The 17153-nt window shown below is 57.2% G+C and carries 21 protein-coding genes; 15 read left to right on the top strand and 6 right to left on the bottom strand.

Annotated elements, in window-relative coordinates:
- Positions 1–102: 102 nt before the first annotated feature.
- Both SLIT_RS10850 and SLIT_RS10855 read left to right on the top strand, forming a co-directional pair.
- Positions 103–783 (top strand): arylesterase, encoded by a 681-nt coding sequence (locus SLIT_RS10850; RefSeq protein WP_013030295.1) that lies wholly within the window; start codon positions 103–105, stop codon positions 781–783.
- 312 nt (positions 784–1095) lie between these two features.
- Positions 1096–2487, top strand: a complete 1392-nt coding sequence (locus SLIT_RS10855; protein WP_013030296.1) for a diguanylate cyclase domain-containing protein — start codon at positions 1096–1098, stop codon at positions 2485–2487.
- A gap of 49 nt (positions 2488–2536) precedes the next feature.
- Here SLIT_RS10855 and SLIT_RS10860 read toward each other — a convergent pair whose 3' ends face one another.
- Positions 2537–2764, bottom strand: coding sequence for a hypothetical protein (locus tag SLIT_RS10860; RefSeq protein WP_013030297.1), 228 nt, complete (start codon positions 2762–2764; stop codon positions 2537–2539).
- Between the two features lie 152 nt (positions 2765–2916).
- Here SLIT_RS10860 and SLIT_RS10865 point away from each other — a divergent pair, with 152 nt between their 5' ends.
- The 3 genes from SLIT_RS10865 to SLIT_RS10875 are packed head-to-tail and all read left to right on the top strand — an operon-like array spanning position 2917 to position 5933.
- Positions 2917–3243 carry a hypothetical protein gene (locus SLIT_RS10865; RefSeq protein WP_013030298.1) on the top strand — a complete coding sequence of 109 codons (327 nt, stop codon included), beginning with the start codon at positions 2917–2919 and terminating at the stop codon, positions 3241–3243.
- A gap of 58 nt (positions 3244–3301) precedes the next feature.
- Positions 3302–4183 carry a DUF6279 family lipoprotein gene (locus SLIT_RS10870; RefSeq protein WP_013030299.1) on the top strand — a complete coding sequence of 294 codons (882 nt, stop codon included), beginning with the start codon at positions 3302–3304 and terminating at the stop codon, positions 4181–4183.
- A 37-nt stretch (positions 4184–4220) separates the two neighbouring features.
- Positions 4221–5933, top strand: coding sequence for an acyl-CoA dehydrogenase family protein (locus tag SLIT_RS10875; RefSeq protein ID WP_013030300.1), 1713 nt, complete (start codon positions 4221–4223; stop codon positions 5931–5933).
- 12 nt (positions 5934–5945) lie between these two features.
- Here the strand turns inward: SLIT_RS10875 and SLIT_RS10880 are convergent, their stop codons facing one another.
- From SLIT_RS10880 to SLIT_RS10900, 5 genes are all read right to left on the bottom strand, one after another.
- A complete protein-coding gene (locus tag SLIT_RS10880) occupies positions 5946–6500 on the bottom strand; it encodes a Spy/CpxP family protein refolding chaperone (protein WP_223293791.1) in 555 nt (184 codons plus the stop codon).
- Between the two features lie 97 nt (positions 6501–6597).
- On the bottom strand, positions 6598–7251 hold the full coding sequence (locus tag SLIT_RS10885) for a thioredoxin family protein (RefSeq protein WP_013030302.1): 654 nt from the start codon (positions 7249–7251) through the stop codon (positions 6598–6600).
- Between the two features lie 14 nt (positions 7252–7265).
- Positions 7266–7685: a secondary thiamine-phosphate synthase enzyme YjbQ gene (locus tag SLIT_RS10890; RefSeq protein ID WP_013030303.1), complete on the bottom strand. Its 420-nt coding sequence runs from the start codon at positions 7683–7685 to the stop codon at positions 7266–7268.
- Positions 7686–7725: 40 nt separating this feature from the next.
- Complete coding sequence (locus tag SLIT_RS10895; RefSeq protein WP_013030304.1) at positions 7726–8241, bottom strand: GlcG/HbpS family heme-binding protein; 516 nt, start codon at positions 8239–8241, stop codon at positions 7726–7728.
- A 27-nt stretch (positions 8242–8268) separates the two neighbouring features.
- Positions 8269–8595, bottom strand: a complete 327-nt coding sequence (locus SLIT_RS10900; RefSeq protein ID WP_013030305.1) for a hypothetical protein — start codon at positions 8593–8595, stop codon at positions 8269–8271.
- A 138-nt stretch (positions 8596–8733) separates the two neighbouring features.
- Between SLIT_RS10900 and SLIT_RS10905 the strand changes: the two genes are divergently transcribed.
- The 10 genes from SLIT_RS10905 to SLIT_RS10940 all read left to right on the top strand — a co-directional run bounded on the left by SLIT_RS10905 (position 8734) and on the right by SLIT_RS10940 (position 17126).
- Entirely contained in the window at positions 8734–10104 is a 1371-nt protein-coding gene (locus tag SLIT_RS10905; RefSeq protein ID WP_013030306.1) for an MATE family efflux transporter, read from the top strand.
- A 54-nt stretch (positions 10105–10158) separates the two neighbouring features.
- On the top strand, positions 10159–10317 hold the full coding sequence (locus SLIT_RS16120; protein ID WP_013030307.1) for a hypothetical protein: 159 nt from the start codon (positions 10159–10161) through the stop codon (positions 10315–10317).
- A 291-nt stretch (positions 10318–10608) separates the two neighbouring features.
- Positions 10609–10986, top strand: coding sequence for a DoxX family protein (locus tag SLIT_RS10910; protein ID WP_223293792.1), 378 nt, complete (start codon positions 10609–10611; stop codon positions 10984–10986).
- 164 nt (positions 10987–11150) lie between these two features.
- Positions 11151–11426, top strand: coding sequence for a hypothetical protein (locus SLIT_RS10915; protein ID WP_013030309.1), 276 nt, complete (start codon positions 11151–11153; stop codon positions 11424–11426).
- A 229-nt stretch (positions 11427–11655) separates the two neighbouring features.
- Positions 11656–12006, top strand: coding sequence for a hypothetical protein (locus SLIT_RS10920; RefSeq protein WP_013030310.1), 351 nt, complete (start codon positions 11656–11658; stop codon positions 12004–12006).
- 230 nt (positions 12007–12236) lie between these two features.
- Positions 12237–13118: a radical SAM protein gene (locus tag SLIT_RS10925; protein ID WP_013030311.1), complete on the top strand. Its 882-nt coding sequence runs from the start codon at positions 12237–12239 to the stop codon at positions 13116–13118.
- A 142-nt stretch (positions 13119–13260) separates the two neighbouring features.
- Positions 13261–13440 (top strand): DUF4160 domain-containing protein, encoded by a 180-nt coding sequence (locus tag SLIT_RS16400; protein ID WP_398349088.1) that lies wholly within the window; start codon positions 13261–13263, stop codon positions 13438–13440.
- Positions 13421–13690: a DUF2442 domain-containing protein gene (locus tag SLIT_RS10930; protein ID WP_013030313.1), complete on the top strand. Its 270-nt coding sequence runs from the start codon at positions 13421–13423 to the stop codon at positions 13688–13690. Before SLIT_RS16400 ends, SLIT_RS10930 begins: the two co-directional genes overlap by 20 nt.
- Positions 13691–14168: 478 nt before the next feature.
- On the top strand, positions 14169–14981 hold the full coding sequence (locus SLIT_RS10935) for a class I SAM-dependent methyltransferase (protein ID WP_013030314.1): 813 nt from the start codon (positions 14169–14171) through the stop codon (positions 14979–14981).
- An 87-nt stretch (positions 14982–15068) separates the two neighbouring features.
- A complete protein-coding gene (locus SLIT_RS10940; protein ID WP_013030315.1) occupies positions 15069–17126 on the top strand; it encodes an ATP-dependent nuclease in 2058 nt (685 codons plus the stop codon).
- The last annotated feature ends 27 nt before the right edge of the window (positions 17127–17153 follow it).

Genomic DNA, 17153 nt, shown 5'->3' on the forward strand with positions numbered 1-17153 from the left:
ATCGATTCAGGAGTTTGAAAAAAAAGTATCCGGCAAGCCGGGCGTTTTCAAACAGCCTGCGCTGATAGTCAAAACAATTCGTTCACGGTACATTGCATTGCCATGAATCCTGCCTGCCTTCTCCGCCGCACAGACTGCCCTCGCCGCACCGGTAACGGCTCGATCCGGCGCTCCATCTTGTTGGCCGCCGCCATCGTCCTGCTCGCCGCCTGCAGCAAGCCCAAAGAGGAAGCCATTCCTGCCGGCAGCCATGTGCTGGCGCTGGGCGACAGCCTGACCGCAGGTGCGGGCGTAACCCGCGAAGAAGCCTGGCCCGATCTGCTGGCGAGCAAGACCGGCTGGGTGGTGATCAATGGCGGCGTGAGCGGCGACACCAGCGCCGGCGCGCTGCAGCGTTTGCCGCATCTGCTGGAGGAGAAGCAGCCGGTACTGGTACTGGTGACGCTGGGCGGCAACGACATGCTGCGCCGTATCCCGCAGCAAGAGACCATCGCCAACCTGCAAAAGATCGTCGAGATGGTCAGGGCGCACGGCGCCAGGCCGGTGCTGCTGGCAACGCCGAATCCGAGCCTGATGGGCGCCGTCTTCCAGCACCTGACGGCAGCCGATCTCTACCAGCAGGTAGCCGATGCGCAAAAGGTCCCGTTGATCAAGGATGCGTTGTCCAGCGTCCTGTCCGATCCGCAACTGAAGGTCGACCAATTGCACCCCAATGCCGCCGGACACGCGCTCCTGGCGGAAAGGATATTCAAGGAATTGAAGTCGATCGGATATGCACGCTAGCGGAAAGCATAACGCCACTCCCTTCGCGCAGCGGACATCTACAGCAGCGTGACCGCCCTTCAAGTCGCCCGTCGCCGCCCCTTCCTGCCCCCAACATCACCAGATGGGAATACAGGGTTCTGGGTATTGCACTAACAGCCTTTCAAACACAACATGTCGAGCCCGCAGAACGATTCGGGGCAGGACATGAACATCAGGGGGAATGAATATCCGATCCATTCACGTTCCCCGATAACAGCCAGGCACCGTAGCATCCTGCAAAAATGAGCGGCGGATCATCCGGGATGCGCCAAGCTCGTTGAAGGGGGCAATATGGGAATAGGCATCTTTGATTTCTCATATCGGACGATAGAGCGGTTCGCCAACCGCTACCGTTCGCTTATGCCAAGGACCTACCATCGCTATGGCGGCCACCTCGTGGCTGTTGCATTGGTGTCATTGGCTTTGCTGGTTCGTTTCGAGATCGCCCCCCTTGATGCCGGATTGCAGTACCTGACCTTCTTCCCGGCAGTCGCGCTGGCTGCCATCATCGGCGGTTTTGCATCCGGGATCATCGCCACCCTGCTCGGACTGATCCTGGCCACCTACCTGTTCGTCCCGCCCTACTACTCGTTCACGCTGGAAGGATGGCAGAGCTCGCTATGGTCCAACCTGGTGTTCCTCATGGACGGATTCATCGTATCCGTCTCGATCGAGGCGATGCATCTGTACCGCCAGAAGTACGAAGACAATCTCGATGAACTCACGCAACAGATCACCAGGCGCGACCTGGCCGACAAAGCATTGGCTGAACAGGAAGAGTTCTTCCGCCTGATGGCCGAGAATGTCGAGGACTTCATCGCCGTACTGGATCTGCAAGGACGGCGACTCTACAACAGCCCCTCCTACAGCAGATTCTTCGGCAATGCCGATGCCATGAAAGGCACCGACTCCTTCGCCGAGATTCATCCGGATGACCGCGAGCGGGTAAAGCAGGTCTTCAGCGAATCGGTGAAACTCGGCGTCGGTCTGCGCACGGAATACCGGTTCGTGCTACCTGACGGAAGCATCCGCGACATGGAATCCAGCGGCGGCCTGATAAGAAACAGCAAAGGCGAGACGGTACGGGTGGTCGTCGTGTCCCACGACGTCACCGATCGCAAGATGGTGGAGCAGAAAATAAACAGGCTCGCTTTCTACGACTCACTGACACAACTGCCCAACCGTCGCCTTCTGGATGACCGGCTGGAGCAGGCGATCGCGGCCAGCAAGCGCAGTGGTCAGTATGGCGCGGTGATGTTCCTCGATCTGGATAATTTCAAACCGCTCAACGACAACTATGGCCACAGGGCCGGCGACCTGCTGTTGATCGAGGTGGCGAAGCGCATCACCAGTTGCGTGCGCGAAGTCGATACGGTCGCACGTTTCGGCGGGGATGAGTTCGTGGTGGTACTCAGCGAGCTGGCCGGGAACGAATCGGAATCCGCGGCAGAGGCCAGGACCATCGCAAAAAAGATCCATGCTGCCCTGGCGGAACCCTACTGGCTGTCTTCCAACTTCAAAGGTACAACGCAACTGATCACGCACAACAATGTCGGGGCCAGCATAGGCGTGGTTCTGTTCAACCATGGCGACAGTGCCGAAAACATCCTCAAGCGCGCCGACAAGTCGATGTACCAGGCCAAAGCAGCCGGGCGCAACCAGATCCATTTCCATGTCACCTGAACCCGGCTGGAGTTGAACCAGAATACGCAGCAGGAACGTCAGGTGCGAATCAGGCGTTCCTGATCATCCTGTACTGCCTTTCGATCTCGGCTTGATCGAGGTGAAAGCCATCCGGACCTTCGATCTTCCAGACCGTCGCTCCGCTGTAGATGAGCTTGAAAGCATTGTTCATCGCCTCATCCCTCGTCACGAAGATCATTGGCAAGGTGAAGCTCAAGTCAGGCTGGGTGCCCGCAGGAACCGGCCTGTCGGTATAAAAGACCTTGTAGGTTGGCATCGTTTCCCCCTGAAAATGTCGGGATGGAAAAGTCTTCTGCAACTGGCTAGCTGAATCGGCGGATCAAAAGGCCTAGAATCACGTCAAAGCCCAAGTGTGAACTCGAACAATCCGGTCCGAATCTGCAATACCTGTGTGGGAGCACTGAAACCATGACGAGCGTCTGGTTCACAAAGAACCTCGGTGATGCGATGCTGGCTGATGCAGCCCTGACCCGGCTTGTAGCATTGTTTGCATTGACTTACGGGAAAGCGAACAGTTCCCCAAAGATCGCCGTATTCGTCCGGCACGAATCGGAAGGGCGGCTGCATTGCGAGGTCAAGGCCTATCTTTCGCCGGATGCCGCTGCGATGGCGAAACTCGTCGACGCGGCACCGTGCAAGAGACCTTCTACGGACGGTTTGAGTTTGCTTGCCGGCACCAACGATTGCTGGCCGGCACTCTTTCCGGAATCCGGGAAGCGAGTCATCCCTTCCTGATTCGCCATAGCGCAACGGCAGCCTGGTCGTGCAAGGCGGCATAAAGCAAGGATGAAAGATGAATTCTTCCAGGTCCATACTCATCGTTCTCGCGCTGATCCTGCTCAGCTGCAGCGGCTGCAGCACGGTCACCTTTGGCTACAACCACGCCGACTGGCTGCTGCGCTACTGGGTCAACGATTACACCTCGTTCGACTCCCGGCAAAAGAAAGAGATCCATGACGATGTCGATGACTACATGCGCTGGCATCGCCAAAATGCGCTGCCCGAATACATCGCCTTTCTGCAGGACCTGGACGCATTGACCCGGCACGGTCGCGCAATCGATGCCAAGGATGTCGACCGCACGAGAGCGGGAATCAACCGGCTGTACAGACTGACCGTGACGCCGGCCATCCGGCCTGCCGCACATCTGTTGAGCACGCTGGACGACCGGCAGATCGAAGAACTCCGCAAGACGCTGGCCGAGAAGAACCGCGATGAGAACAAGGAAGAGACCAGCGGCAGCGAGCAGGAAAATCTCGACCGGCGCGCGAAACGATACATCGACTTTGCCGAGACGCTGGCAGGTCATCTAAGTACCGAACAGAAACAGCGCATCAGGCAAATGAGCATGCGCATCCCGTTCATCACCACAGCGTATATCGAACACCGGGAAGCACAGCAGGCCGAGCTGATCGCCTTGTTGAAGCAACATGCGAGCGCAGGTGAAGACAAGATCTCCGCATTGTTCTCGCAATGGCTGGATGCCCCGCCGATCCCGGTATCGCCGCAAGCACAGCAAACCCTGCAGGCCTTTGACGATGCGATGAATGAAATGGTCGTGCGGACATTCGATCTGCTGACGGCGAAACAGAAGGAGCATCTGCACCAGAAGCTATCCGGCTACATCGAAGATTTTCAAAAGCTGCATACTGCGACAGAAATAGCCGGACAATGATTGCGACACTTGCCTGCCAATCATCCAGGATAAGACCATGAAGATCGTTGCGACACCCGAACTGATCAACATTCCCGAGATCCGGTTCGCCAACCTGCTCGACGAGGATCCGCTGGGCGAGGAATTCTGGAAGCACTGGCTAGGCGCGATGCGCTACCGCAAGCTGCGCCGTCATTTCAGCGCGCTGAGCGAAAGCGGTGCACTCGCCACCGAACTTTCCGCCCGTGCCGACAAACAAGGCCCCACGCTTGCGACACACGATGCACGAGGCATGCGCAGGGATCGTGTGGTCCAGCATCCCGACTACCATGAACTCGAAAGGCTCGCATACGGGCGCGGCATCGTCGGCATCAAATATGACGCGGCATTTCTGGCACAGCATCGCGAGGTCCGGCATCTTGCCGGGTTCGGCGCCGGATATTATTTCGCGCAAAGCGAGATCGGCCTCTATTGCCCCATCTGCATGACCGACGGCGTGGGCCGCGTGCTGGAGCGCAGACCCGCCGGGACGCAGACACCGCTGTATGAAACGACCATCGCCCATCTTGCCGCCAGCGACCTGGAGAATCTCTGGCAAGGAGCGATGTTCCTCACCGAAAGACAGGGCGGTTCGGATGTCGGTGCCAATACCGTGACAGCGACCCGGCAAGGCAGGCGCTGGCTGCTCAATGGCGACAAGTGGTTCTGCTCCAACGTTGCGGCAGACGCGATCCTCGCACTGGCGCGCATGCCGGGTGGCGCGCCCGGCACCAAAGGACTGGGACTCTTTCTCGTGCTGCGCCAGGAGCCTGCCGGCAATTCAGGCACGATCCGCATCCAGCGTCTCAAGGACAAGCTCGGCGTGCGCTCCATGGCGACAGGCGAAGTGACGTTCGAGAACACCGTGGCTCACCTGGTCGCCGGCGAGAACGAAGGCTTCAAGCAGATGGCCGAGATGCTCAACCTGTCGCGCCTCTACAATGCCGTCGCCAGTGTCGCCGGCATGCGCCGTGCGCTGCTCGAAGCGCTCAAGTACGGCGCCGGTCGCAACGCCTTCGGCCACAGACTCGACGAGCTGCCGCTCTGGCGCGCGGCGATGGCCGATCTGGTGGCCGAGCATCTGGGCATCTTCACGCTGGTGTTCGAAACCGTGCGCGCACTGGACCGCTCGGACAACGGTGACGACCAGGCGCGCAAACTGCTACGGATCGCGATACCGATGGCCAAGGCCTTGAGCGGCAAGCTCGCCGTGTTCGCGGTCAGCGAAGCGATGGAAGCCATCGGCGGAAATGCCTACATCGAAGAAAGCATCCTGCCGCGTCTGCTGCGCGATTGCCAGGTCCTGCCGATCTGGGAAGGCACCACGCACATCCTCACCCTCGACGCCCTGCGCGCGATCCAGAAAGAAGGGAGCCACGAGGCATTGTTCGCGCGGGTCCGGCTGGCACTTTCACGCGTGAGGGCATTTGACACCGGGCCACTCAGGGCCAGGCTCGACGATGACATCGGTCGACTTGAAATGCTGCTGAAACGGCCTGTCGAATCGCAGCAACGCGAGGCGCGGCAATGGCTAGAGAGCGTGGGCAGAACGTTCACGCTGGCCCTGCTGCTCGAAAACGCGATGCATCGGTCGCTGCAAAGACCCTGCCTGGCCGCATACAAGCGACTTTTCGTGCGTCCTGCCGGCGTGATGCCGGTGTGTCACGGCGACCCGGCAGGGCTGGCGGATACCGAAACGGTACTGCTCCGATCCGCGATCCGGAACGAATGATCCGGCTTGCGTTCAGTATTCCCGCATCATCGGTCCATAACCGGGACCACCATGGCGGAATTTCTCGCGCTGCTCCTTGGTCAGGATGGCGATGATCTGGTTGTGCACATCCACCGCGTTGTCCACCATCTGGCGGCGCATATCCTCGATCACCTTGTATTGCTTGTTGATCGCCGCGGCGTCCTGCTTGTCATCGTCATACAGGTCCTGCAGCTTGTCCTGCGCGTCCATCATCTGCCCCATCAGCGCCCATTGCTTGGTCCGCATCTCCTTGCGGAGTTTCAGTATCTTCGAACGTTGATCCGCACTCAGGTTCAGGTCGCGGTATTCCCCCCAGTAACCCATCATGCCATGGCCCATGCCGTAGCCGTATCCACCCATCATGCCCGGCCCCATCCCGTAACCGGATCCATAACCGCCCATCATTCCAGGGCCCATGCCATAACCGGGACCATAGCCGCCCCCCATCATGCCGGGGCCGCCCTGCCAGTTCTGGTCATCGGCAGCAGCCACGCTGGCAAATGTGCCCAGCAACAGGGTCGTCATGACGATACTCAAAATGCGCATGCAGTTCTTCATTTCACACCTCCTATGAGAATAAGTTGTGGAACAGTTGAACAACGGCTTAAACGATACTGCTTGAGGAAGCAGGTTCGGATTCGGATCAGCTACTTGCGCTTTGCTTCCCCAGTTCCTCCATCGCCTCTTCGGCGATGTCCCGCACTTCTTCGTGCGGATCCTTGAGGCAGGCTTCTACATAAGTGCGTGCAGCCACGCTGCCGGTGAGGCCGAGCAGATAGCACGCGTCGGCACGCACGCGATGGTCGAAGTGGAAAGTGAGTTCGGCCAGTTTCGGCAGCAGCGCCTGCAGTTCCGGCGTATGGGCATAGGCTTCCAGCAGCGCGCTGACACCGAGTCGCACCGAGATGTTGGCTTCGGGATCGGCAACGATGGCGAGCAGCGACTTGAGGCGCCGGGTGTCTGCGGTGATGAATGCCACAGCTTGCGGGTAGCTGCCCTCCTTCAGCAGATGCTCGACATAATGCGCAGTCCCCTCGTCCCCGCTCGCCCACTCTGCCCATTGCCTGAGCTCGGCCATGCTCTGCGCACCGGTGAGCGTGAAGGAACCCAGCCGCACCCAGGGAGCACCGCGCACGTCGTATTCCGCAGCCTGCTCCGGATGCGCTGCGATATTCACTACCGTCAGTTTGCCGACCTGCGCCTGCTTCACCAGCTCGGTCAGCGATTGCAACACCGCAGGGCAATGCGTGCAGACCGGGGTGATGAAAAGCAATGCGTCTGGTGGTGTGGGAGACATGATGGATCCCTCGGTTATTCGCCTTGTATGGTGACTATGATACGCCTGCTGCCACCGTTGTTCCTGTGTTCGCACAGGTATACCCCTTGCCACGTCCCGAGTTTTGGCTGCCCATCGGCGATGGGGATATCCAGGCTGCTGCCGAGCAGGCTGGACTTGATATGCGCGGGCAAGTCGTCCGCGCCCTCGTCCTGATGCCGGTAATAAGGCTCGTCCTCCGGCACGGCACGATTGAAATAGCTCTCGAAATCCTGCCGCACCGTGGGGTCGGCATTCTCGTTGAGCGTCAGCGAGGCGGAGGTATGCAGGATGAAGATGTTCATCATGCCGATCCGGAAGTCGCGCAGCTCGGGCAACTCGCGCAACAATTCACCGGTGATCAGGTGAAAGCCGCGCGGCCTGGGTTGCAGCTGTATCTCTTTTTGTATCCACATGGTTCGGCAAATTGCTCGAAGCGATCGCGGCAAAAGCGACTCATTCCATTTCGAGGTCGTCCTGCACCGCCGCCAGCCCTGCCTTGGCGCAGGCTTCGTCGGTCATCCCCGACGGCGCTCCGCTGACGCCGATGCCGCCCATGATGCTGCCGGCGACGTTGATCGGGATGCCGCCTGCCGACACCAGCAGCTCGTCGAGCTTCGGCACGCCGTAAGCACCCTTGAAACGCTCTTCCATCACCGAGGTGGGCGAATTGAACTCCATCGCGGTATAGGCTTTCTTGCGGCTGATCGGGACCGAGACATCCATCGCCAGCGTGTCGCGCAGCACCACTTGCGGATCGCCGCCGCGGTCGACCACGGTGACCGTGATCTGCACGCCTTCCTTGCGGCACTTGTCGATGGCGGCCTTGCCTATGCGCAGCGCCGTATCCAGCGACAGCCGCTTGATGTTCACCGTCAGCGGCTGTTTGCTTGCGCTTTCCGGGAACGCGGGTACCGAGAACATTCCGGCCAACAAACTCAACGTGACGACTGCGATATGTCTGGTTCCCATCTCACTCTCCCTGTCTGCTCATGCCGTTCACTTGTCGCGTGACTTTTCCACGCGAATCACTTCACCCTCGATCACTTCGCCTTCGAAGGTCTCGCCCTTGAATGCCTCGCGCTCCACGGTCGCGCTGCGCGCCTGGAATTCGCGCATCTGCGCCTTCATCACCTTGCGCACTTCGCGCGTCTTCCACCACAGATAGGTACCGCCGAACACGACGACGACCAGGAGGCCCGCAAGCAGCACCGCCGAGAACATCAGCGCCACACCAACCACGGCAACGGTCGCGACCACCGCGCCGGCCTTCTGCAACAGGCCGGGGCGATTGGACGAGGAATAGGAAATATATTTGTTCTGCATGGCGCAAGTTTATCGCATCCTTGCTTCGCCACGTCCGCAATCGCAAAAGCAAAATCAGCAGGCAGGCAACCGCAGCCGGAATACAATTCGCCCCCGGCACCGATCGTCCCGATTATTTCCAAAACCCGCAACTCCGCCATGCAACGCCCCGTATCCACAACCCGCGAACTCGTACACCTCGCCTGGCCCATGCTGGTCGCACAACTGGCGATGATGGCCAATGCCGTCATCGACACCGCCATGGCCGGACGGCTGACCGTCGTCGATCTTGCCGCAGTCGGTATCGCCGCCTCCATCATGGCCACGGTGCTGATGTCGCTGGTCAGCGTGTTGTTCGCGCTGCCGCCCATCATCTCCCACTTGTATGGCGCAAATCGCCAGGGCGAGATCGGCCGCGAGATACACCAGGGCATGTGGATATCGCTGGCGCTGGCGCTCGTGGCGATCCTGCTGATGCGCTTTCCCGGGCCGTTCATCGCCATCTCGCATCTGCAGCCCGCGGTGGAAACCAAGGTGCGCGCCTATCTGGATGCATCGGCCTGGGGCGTGCCCGCCGCTTTCGCCCTGCGTCTGTTCTTCGGCCTGTCGATGGGCATCCATCGCCCGCGTCCGGTGATGTTCTTCAACCTGCTGTCGCTGGGGCTCAAGGTTCCGCTCAACGCGCTGTTCATGTACGGCCTGTTCGGCCTCCCGGCACTGGGCGCGGCAGGCGCCGCGGTGGCAACCTCCATCGATGCCTGGCTGATGTCCGCGCTCGCTTGGGGCTGGTGCCTGCGCCATCCAAAATATGCGGAGTTCGAATTGCGCAGGCGCATCGCCGCGCCGGACTTCGCCGCCATCAAGGAATTCCTCAAGCTCGGCATTCCGATCGGTTTGACCTTCATCGCCGACGTGACCGCGTTCACCTTCATGGCGCTGTTCATCGCGCGGCTGGGGCCCATCATGTCCGGCGCGCACCAGATCGCGGCCAACCTCGCGGCACTCGCATTCATGATCCCGCTCTCGCTCGGCAATGCCACCTCGGTGCTGGTCGGTCAGGCGCTCGGTGCCGGGCAGCCCGAGCGCGCGCGCCACATCTGCTGGGAAGGCATACGTCTCGGCATATCCATCGCGGTGGTGCTGTGCCTGACCTTCTGGCTGGCCGCGCCGCACATCGCCGCGTTCTACACCACCGACCTGCAGGTGCAGACGATCGCCATACCGCTGATCGCGATGGTCGGCCTCTACCACCTGGGCGATGCGCTGCAGGCCATCACCGTCAATGCGTTGCGCGGCTACAAGAACTCGGTCGTGCCGATGATCATCTACACCATCACGCTGTGGGTGCCGGGCCTGGGCGGCGGCATCGTGCTGGGTCTCACCGACATGCTCGGCCCTGCCCGCGGCGCATCCGGCTTCTGGCTCGCGGGAATAGGCAGCATCTGGCTGGTCGGCGGCTTGATGGCGTTTTACCTCGATCACACCTCGAAGAAGCAGCGCCCGGAACAGGCTCCGGATACCGGGAACTGATATAATTTGCATCAACAAAACTCGCCGCATGGCGAGTCACTTTGGGAGAGACCGATGCAAGTCAGCGCCAAACTGAACCAAAAAATCGCCCAAGCCGTACAGACCTCAATGCGGATCGAAGGCTGCAAACCAGTGCAATCCGCTGCGGTCAAGAAACAGGCTCAAGCATTGATGGAACAGCACCGTGTCCAAGTACCAGTTCACAGAAAGTGACATCTCATCCTGCAAGGGCTGCAACGATAGCAGCATCTGGCAGGTCGGCGGCTTGATGGCGCTTTATCTCGATCACACTTCAAAAAAACATTGCTCGCGTTAGTGGCAAAACCGCGCTCCATACGCATGGATCGGATTGAACGCACGGCAACTCGATGCTGTCCTAGAAGCTCTGGACCGAAGTTCTTCCAGTTAGCGTAGGCCCTGAACAAGGGCACTTTAAAGGAGGGATTGATCATGATTTTCTCTGACGCGACTTGCAAAGTCTGGACTCCCCGAATCCTGGGAATAATGCGCATCATCGTTGGTTTTCTCTACGTGCAGCATGGCACCGCGAAACTGTTCGGCATCCCCCACATCCCGATGTTCGATGGCCTGCAGCTGCTCTCGCTGCTGGGGCTGGCCGGCGTGCTGGAACTGGTTGGCGGGACACTGATCCTGATCGGCCTGCTCACCCGGCCGGCGGCGTTCATCCTGTCTGGCGAGATGGCGGTGGCCTACTTCATGGCACATGCGCCGCAGGGCTTCCTGCCCATCCTGAACCAGGGTGAACTGGCCGTGTTGTACTGCTTCCTGTTCCTCTATCTTTCTGTTTCGGGTGCAGGTGCATACAGCGTGGACGAGATGCTTGCCCACCACCATCCCACGGGGAAGATGCAGACCACCTGAGCATTCGAGCAGGTATTGAAGGCTTGTGTAATATTGGCTCCGAGGAGCCGGGGGGATTTGTGTGCTTACATACAATGTGAATGGGTCTATTCAGCAAAATATTTTCGCCCGACTCATGCAATTCCAGTAAAGTTATCGCCTGCAATTCACATCGGTAAATGTCCATGGACTCAGCAGAGTTAAGCAAGGAACAACAGATCCTGCGCCAGATGCGCAAAACGCTGGGCAGCGTCGTCAGAGACGCCACACCGCTCGGCGGCCGTCCCAATCCGCTGAAGGAAACCACCATTCAGGAGATCAAGGATTGTTTTGCCCTGATCTCGGACCGGGAAAAAGAACTGGCCGCGCAACTCGGCTTCGACCAGGCCAAGCCCTATTACAACGACGGCGAACCGCAGAGCTCGAACGTCATCAACTTCGCCAAACCTTCCAAAGAATAGTTTTCAACTGCAGCTCCAACCGAGTCCTCCGTTCGTGCCGCTCTGGTAGAAGCATGAATGGAGGCACCCCATCTTCGCAGTCGCAATAACCGCTCCCCGACACGCCCCCGCTTATGCCTATTGGTTATTAGGATGTAACAAATAAGTATTTCGCTGGCATATGGTGCGCCGCTAGACTGGGCGCCAAGTTGATCGACTCAACCATACAACCACGAAAGGAAGGTGTCGTATGTCCACACTGAAAGACAGATTCGAAGACGTGCCAGACAACTGGAAGGTGCTGCGTCTCGCGGCAGGGGAAACACCGGACGGCGTCAAGCTGCCGGTCGGGCCGGTATTGGTGCCGCTGGCGGTATGGCAGGCGCGCCGCGCCGAACTGATCCGCCGCGAATACGACCATGGCTGGCCGCTCGGCGTTTGGCTGGGCGCAGAGGAAAGCCCTGCGGCCATCCGGCACGACATCGACGACTTCACCGTGGTCGGCGTCGAACCCGGCAAGAGCGTCGACCGTTACCTCAACGTGTGGCAGGTGCTCGAAAATTTCGGCTATCGCGGCGCGATCACAGCCACGCCAGCGTAATCGAACGGCGCAGGCCGGACAGATCGGCCAGCGCCGCTGCTTCAGGTTTCACCAAGGGCTGATCGAAACGTTGCGCAAATCAGCGTGCGTCGGGGTAGCCCCCTCTCCCTCTGGGAGAGGGCCAGGGTGAGGGAATAATGTGGCACCCAGCTTGCCTTGGCGTGTAGTTGGCAACACGCAACTTCGGTCTTCAGGTTCATTAATAGCTATCAACCTCGTTACAATTCGGCATGAACCTGCTCTACGACATGCCGCTGTATCGCCCTCCCTCCGAGGGCGACAATTTGATTGTCCAGGCCACGCTGGGGTGCAGCTTCAACCAGTGCAGCTTCTGCGCGATGTATCGCAGCAAGCAATACACCGAGCGCCCGCTCGACGACGTGTTCGTCGATATCCGCCAGGCCGCCGCCGGCTGGCCGGATGCGCACCGCGTGTTCCTCGCCGATGGCGATGCGCTGGCTCTCCCAACTCCACACCTGCTCGCCATCCTGCGCGAACTGGCAGCCGCGCTGCCGCGGCTGACGCGCGTCTCCTGCTACGCCACACCCGGCAACCTCCAGCGCAAGAGTCCCGCAGAACTGGCCCTGTTGCACGAGCACAAGCTGAACCTGCTCTACTTCGGCATCGAATCCGGCTCCGACCTCATCCTGAAAAAGATCACCAAGGGCGCCACACAACGGCGCATGGCCGAAGTGCTGCACAAGGCACAGGCGAGCGGCATGAAAGTCTCCGCCACCGTCATCCTCGGGCTGGGCGGCAGCCAGCACAGCAACGAGCATATCGACGGCACCATCGCCCTGCTCAACAGCGCGCCCGTCACCTACCTTTCCACACTGCAACTGTATCTGGACGAAAGCATCGAGGAAGAATTCCGCCGCAAATACGGCGAGCCATTCGAGATGCCGAACGACCTGGCGATATTGAAGGAACAGGAAAGACTGATCAGCGGCCTCAACCCGCCGCAGCCGCTCATCTTCCGCTCCAACCATGCCTCCAATGCGCTGGCACTCGCCGGCAACCTGCCCAGGGACAAAGAGAAACTGCTGCTGCAACTGCGTGAAGCGATGGCTGGCCATCGACCGCTGCGCCCGTTTTATATGCGAGGGCTTTAACCTGGCCCTTATGATTTTGCCCCTACAATTGCATGCTTTGCTTTGGTGTAGAATTCTTTTCATCCACTCCCTTACCTCACTGGGCATGCCAACCGTTCTACGATTACTAAACTGGCGTTTCCATTTCTATTCCGATGAAGGTATGGAGCCGCCACATATTCATGTGGACACGGGAGAAGGAGAATGCAAGTATTGGCTAGCGCCGATCAGATTGGCCAGAAGCCGCAACATCAGCCCAGTCGAATTGCGACGTATTGAGGCGGCAGTATTTGAGCATCAGGATTTGTTCAAGGAGAAATGGCATGAGTTCTTCCATCACTGAATTGGAGCATTGCGCTACCCGCGTCTGGGTGACGGGTCGTATCGTCTTTATCGAGCTCACAGATGGTCGACAGATCGGATTCCCCGCTGCCCGCTTCAAATTATTGAGCAAGGCGAGCGATGAACAACTCAAGAATGTCACGCTGCGGGCAAATGGCACTGCATTACGCTGGGACGAACTGGACGAAGATATTTCCGTAAGCGGTGTCGTTGAAGGACACTTCCAATTGCCACTACCAATGGCGGCATAAGCACAATCAGCTGACAAATTTGGTTTCTGCCAACGATTCGGCCTTGGCCAGTTTAATTTAATCAATGGCTGGAAACCGGCCATTGCGCCCGTTCTACATGCGCGGACTTTGAGGTGCAAGCAACTGGCTAGTCTGCGGCTTGATGGCGCTTCACATTAATTTCACTTTAAAAAATATTGCGCCAGCAAGCGCTTACCCATTTCCCTGCTATTCGCGTTGACACTCACCGCCCCACTCAAATAAAGTCTGCCCCTCTTGCAGATCTGCTAGATGCACATCGCACCGCACGCACGGCGCGAGGCTCACAGCAGAATCCCCAGAACAGTGAGGCTGGCGCAAGACACAAACCCGCAATAGCGGGTACAAGCCAGCATCACGACTGTTCGCAAAAGGGGAAGCACTTGTCTCACGCATCCAGCACCATCAAACACCATCCCCTCTCCCTTGCAGGGAGAGGGCTAGGGAGAGGGTAGACTCAATGAGCCAGAACCCCCTCTCCGCCACCGCCCCCTGGAACCTCGTCGCCGACGGCTACGCCGAGACCACCATGCTCGTGTTCGAGCAATTCGCCGACGAAGCCATTGCCGCCAGCAACCTCAAACCCAACTCCACCGTACTCGATGTCGCCTGCGGCCCCGGTACACTCGCACTCCGGCTCGCGCAGCAAGCCGGGCAAGTACACGGCATCGACTTCTCCGAAGCCATGCTCGCCATCTTCCGCAACAAGATCGAACAAGCCGGACACCGCAACATTGCCCTGCACTGCGGCGATGCGCAAACCCTGCCCTATGCCGACGCAACCTTCGACGCCGCCTTCTCGCTGTTCGGCCTCATGTTTTTCCCCGACAGGCAAAAAGGCTTTGCCGAGATCTACCGCACGCTCAAACCCGGCGGCAGCATCGCCATCACTAGCTGGGCGCCCGTGGACCAATCGCCCGCCATGCAAACCATGTTCGGCGCACTGCGCGCCATCAAGCCCGACCTGCCGCAACCGCAACGCTCCGTCGCCACACTGGAAAACCCGCAGCGCTTCAGACAAGAAATGGAAGAAGCCGGCTTCCGCTATATCGAGATACGCAGCGTCACCAAAGCCTTCCCCGTCGGCAGCACCGCCGAATTCTGGGACAACATGGTCAAGGGCAGCGCACCGATTCAGATGATGAAGAAGGGATTGGGCGAAGAGCAGTGGCGCGAGAAGGAAAAGCTGGCGCTGGCCTGGCTGGAAGAGACACTGCCTACGCTGAAGGGGCCATTGACTTCGGATGCTTGGTTGGGGGTGGGGGTGAAGTGATGGCCGCAAAGAAACCGCGGTCTATTCCCGATTGTTTATGCACCTGCCGTACTTAATTCCTTAAATTATTCAAGAAAGTGATATGTCATGCACATAAAAACACTGCGCATAAAGAATTTCCGGGCAATTGAAGACGTAAACGTTGAATTTGATAATCGTGTGAATATTATTGTTGGTCCCAATGCAATAGGAAAGACAACAATTTTGGAGTCAATTAGATTGGCGAAAGCATTGCTTTGTCCTCGGACTCAGAACGAGAGCATGCAAGCTCTTTTTGCTCTCGGTGCCACATCTCCACACATTCCTCAACAATTGGCTTTTCCTGCTTTGGCTAGAAATCCAAGTATTCCAGTGATAATTGGCATTCGTTTTGAAATGAGCAAGGATGAAATCGAGTGGCTAGAAAATTCCATACCCTTTGTATCGAGAGGAATTGTTCAGGCAAGAATGGGACAAGCTTTTTCGAATCCAACTACGCTTATAAATTTTCTGGGTACTCCGCAGGGTCAACAAGCAATTGAAGCAGCACAAAAGGAAGTTGCTTCAGCGATAAAAGTCGCGACGAACGACAACAGAGGTTGTCGCATTGAATTAACAATATCACAACAAACCGGCCCACAAGCGACTGACAATTCTATTTGGCCGAGTCTCATATCAATGCTCGACCAGCGCCATCCACCTGGCCTAGCAAGTTTTAGTTATTTCCCGGCTGACAGGGCGTTACCACAAGGTGAGCAGCCTGTTCAATTAGGCATGGCGGACGCTCAAGCGCAATTAGAGTCACATAGCTCTCAGCCGCAAACCAAATACACTCGGCTAAAAAACACAATATTTAACGCAATGATAATGAGCGAACTTGGGCGACAAGAATTAATCACAGAGTTCGAACGTATCTTTACTGGAATATTAAAAGGACGCCGCCTCAAAGGCATGGGGCTTAATCATTTCGGTTTGCTTTCCATAATGGTTGAAGATACAGAAACCGGACGAACATTCGATATTGATGGAATGAGTAGTGGAGAGAAAGGCCTTATCCTTACTTTTCTTCTCATCGAGAGGTCGATTGCTCAAGATGGCTTAATACTTTTAGATGAGCCTGAGTTACATCTTAATCCAGCGGTTTGTAAAGAACTTTTGTCGTTTCTCGTCAATGGCTATGCAGTTCGAAAGAATCTCCAAGTATTTGTGTGTTCACATTCTCCGGAAATCCTAGCAGGAGCATTTGAAAATGATGAATGCTCTCTTTATCACCTCGAGTCAGAACTTATGCTCACTAAAGTTCGTCGACAGGATCACGCAGTCATAGCCGAAGCACTTCGGCGACTGGGCACATCAGAAAGTGAAGGTCTTCTCTTCAAGGGAACAGTTTTCGTTGAGGGCACTGACGATATCAGCCTTTTAGAAGCTGGGTTTGGCACTATATTTCGCAGATACAAAGTTAAAGATTTAGGCGGACGTCGTGAGATAGAAAAAGAGATAAAGCAGCTACAGGATGGAGAGAAAGAGGGCATTGAGTTATCACCTCGTTTTTTCATTTTTGATCGAGATGAATCGCCCAGCAACTTAAAGAACACAAAATCAACGAAAATTCTCCAATGGGGACGGCGATGTTTTGAAAACTATTTAATCGACATCGACATCCTAGGTGATTTGCTTATGGATTCCGAAATTGTTAAAAATCCCCTCAAAAATCTAGGCGAGGTGAGCAAGTTGCTTCGTGACTTGGCTTTAGGTCAACTAGATGATTTCGTCGCCAAACAAATTTATTCATCGTACAAATATACTGATCCCGGTATTCGAGCGGCGGAAATTCAAGGAAAGAAGCTAGATGATATTTCTGAAATGCTACATGTGCGACTTCTAGAAATAATGAAACAGACCACCTCCGTTGACCAAAGCAACTGGAAGAATGATTTTCTGAATAAATGCACTGAAGAACGCGAAAAGCTATCCAATGTTTGGGAAACAAAATGGCAGGATGAGTGCGATGGAAAACGTCTATTTAGTGAACTCTGCCAACAAGTTCAGCCAAAAATGGGGCCAAGAAAATTCAAAATTCGGGTTATGACCGAAATGCGACTAAGACCTTCTGACAATTGGAGAGCTGTTAATGGTCTACTTGCTGAGTTACTCGCCAACAATTAGCAAATGCGTAGCCAGAGGCGCCAGAGT

The organism is Sideroxydans lithotrophicus ES-1 (assembly GCF_000025705.1).
GTDB lineage: Bacteria > Pseudomonadota > Gammaproteobacteria > Burkholderiales > Gallionellaceae > Sideroxyarcus > Sideroxyarcus lithotrophicus.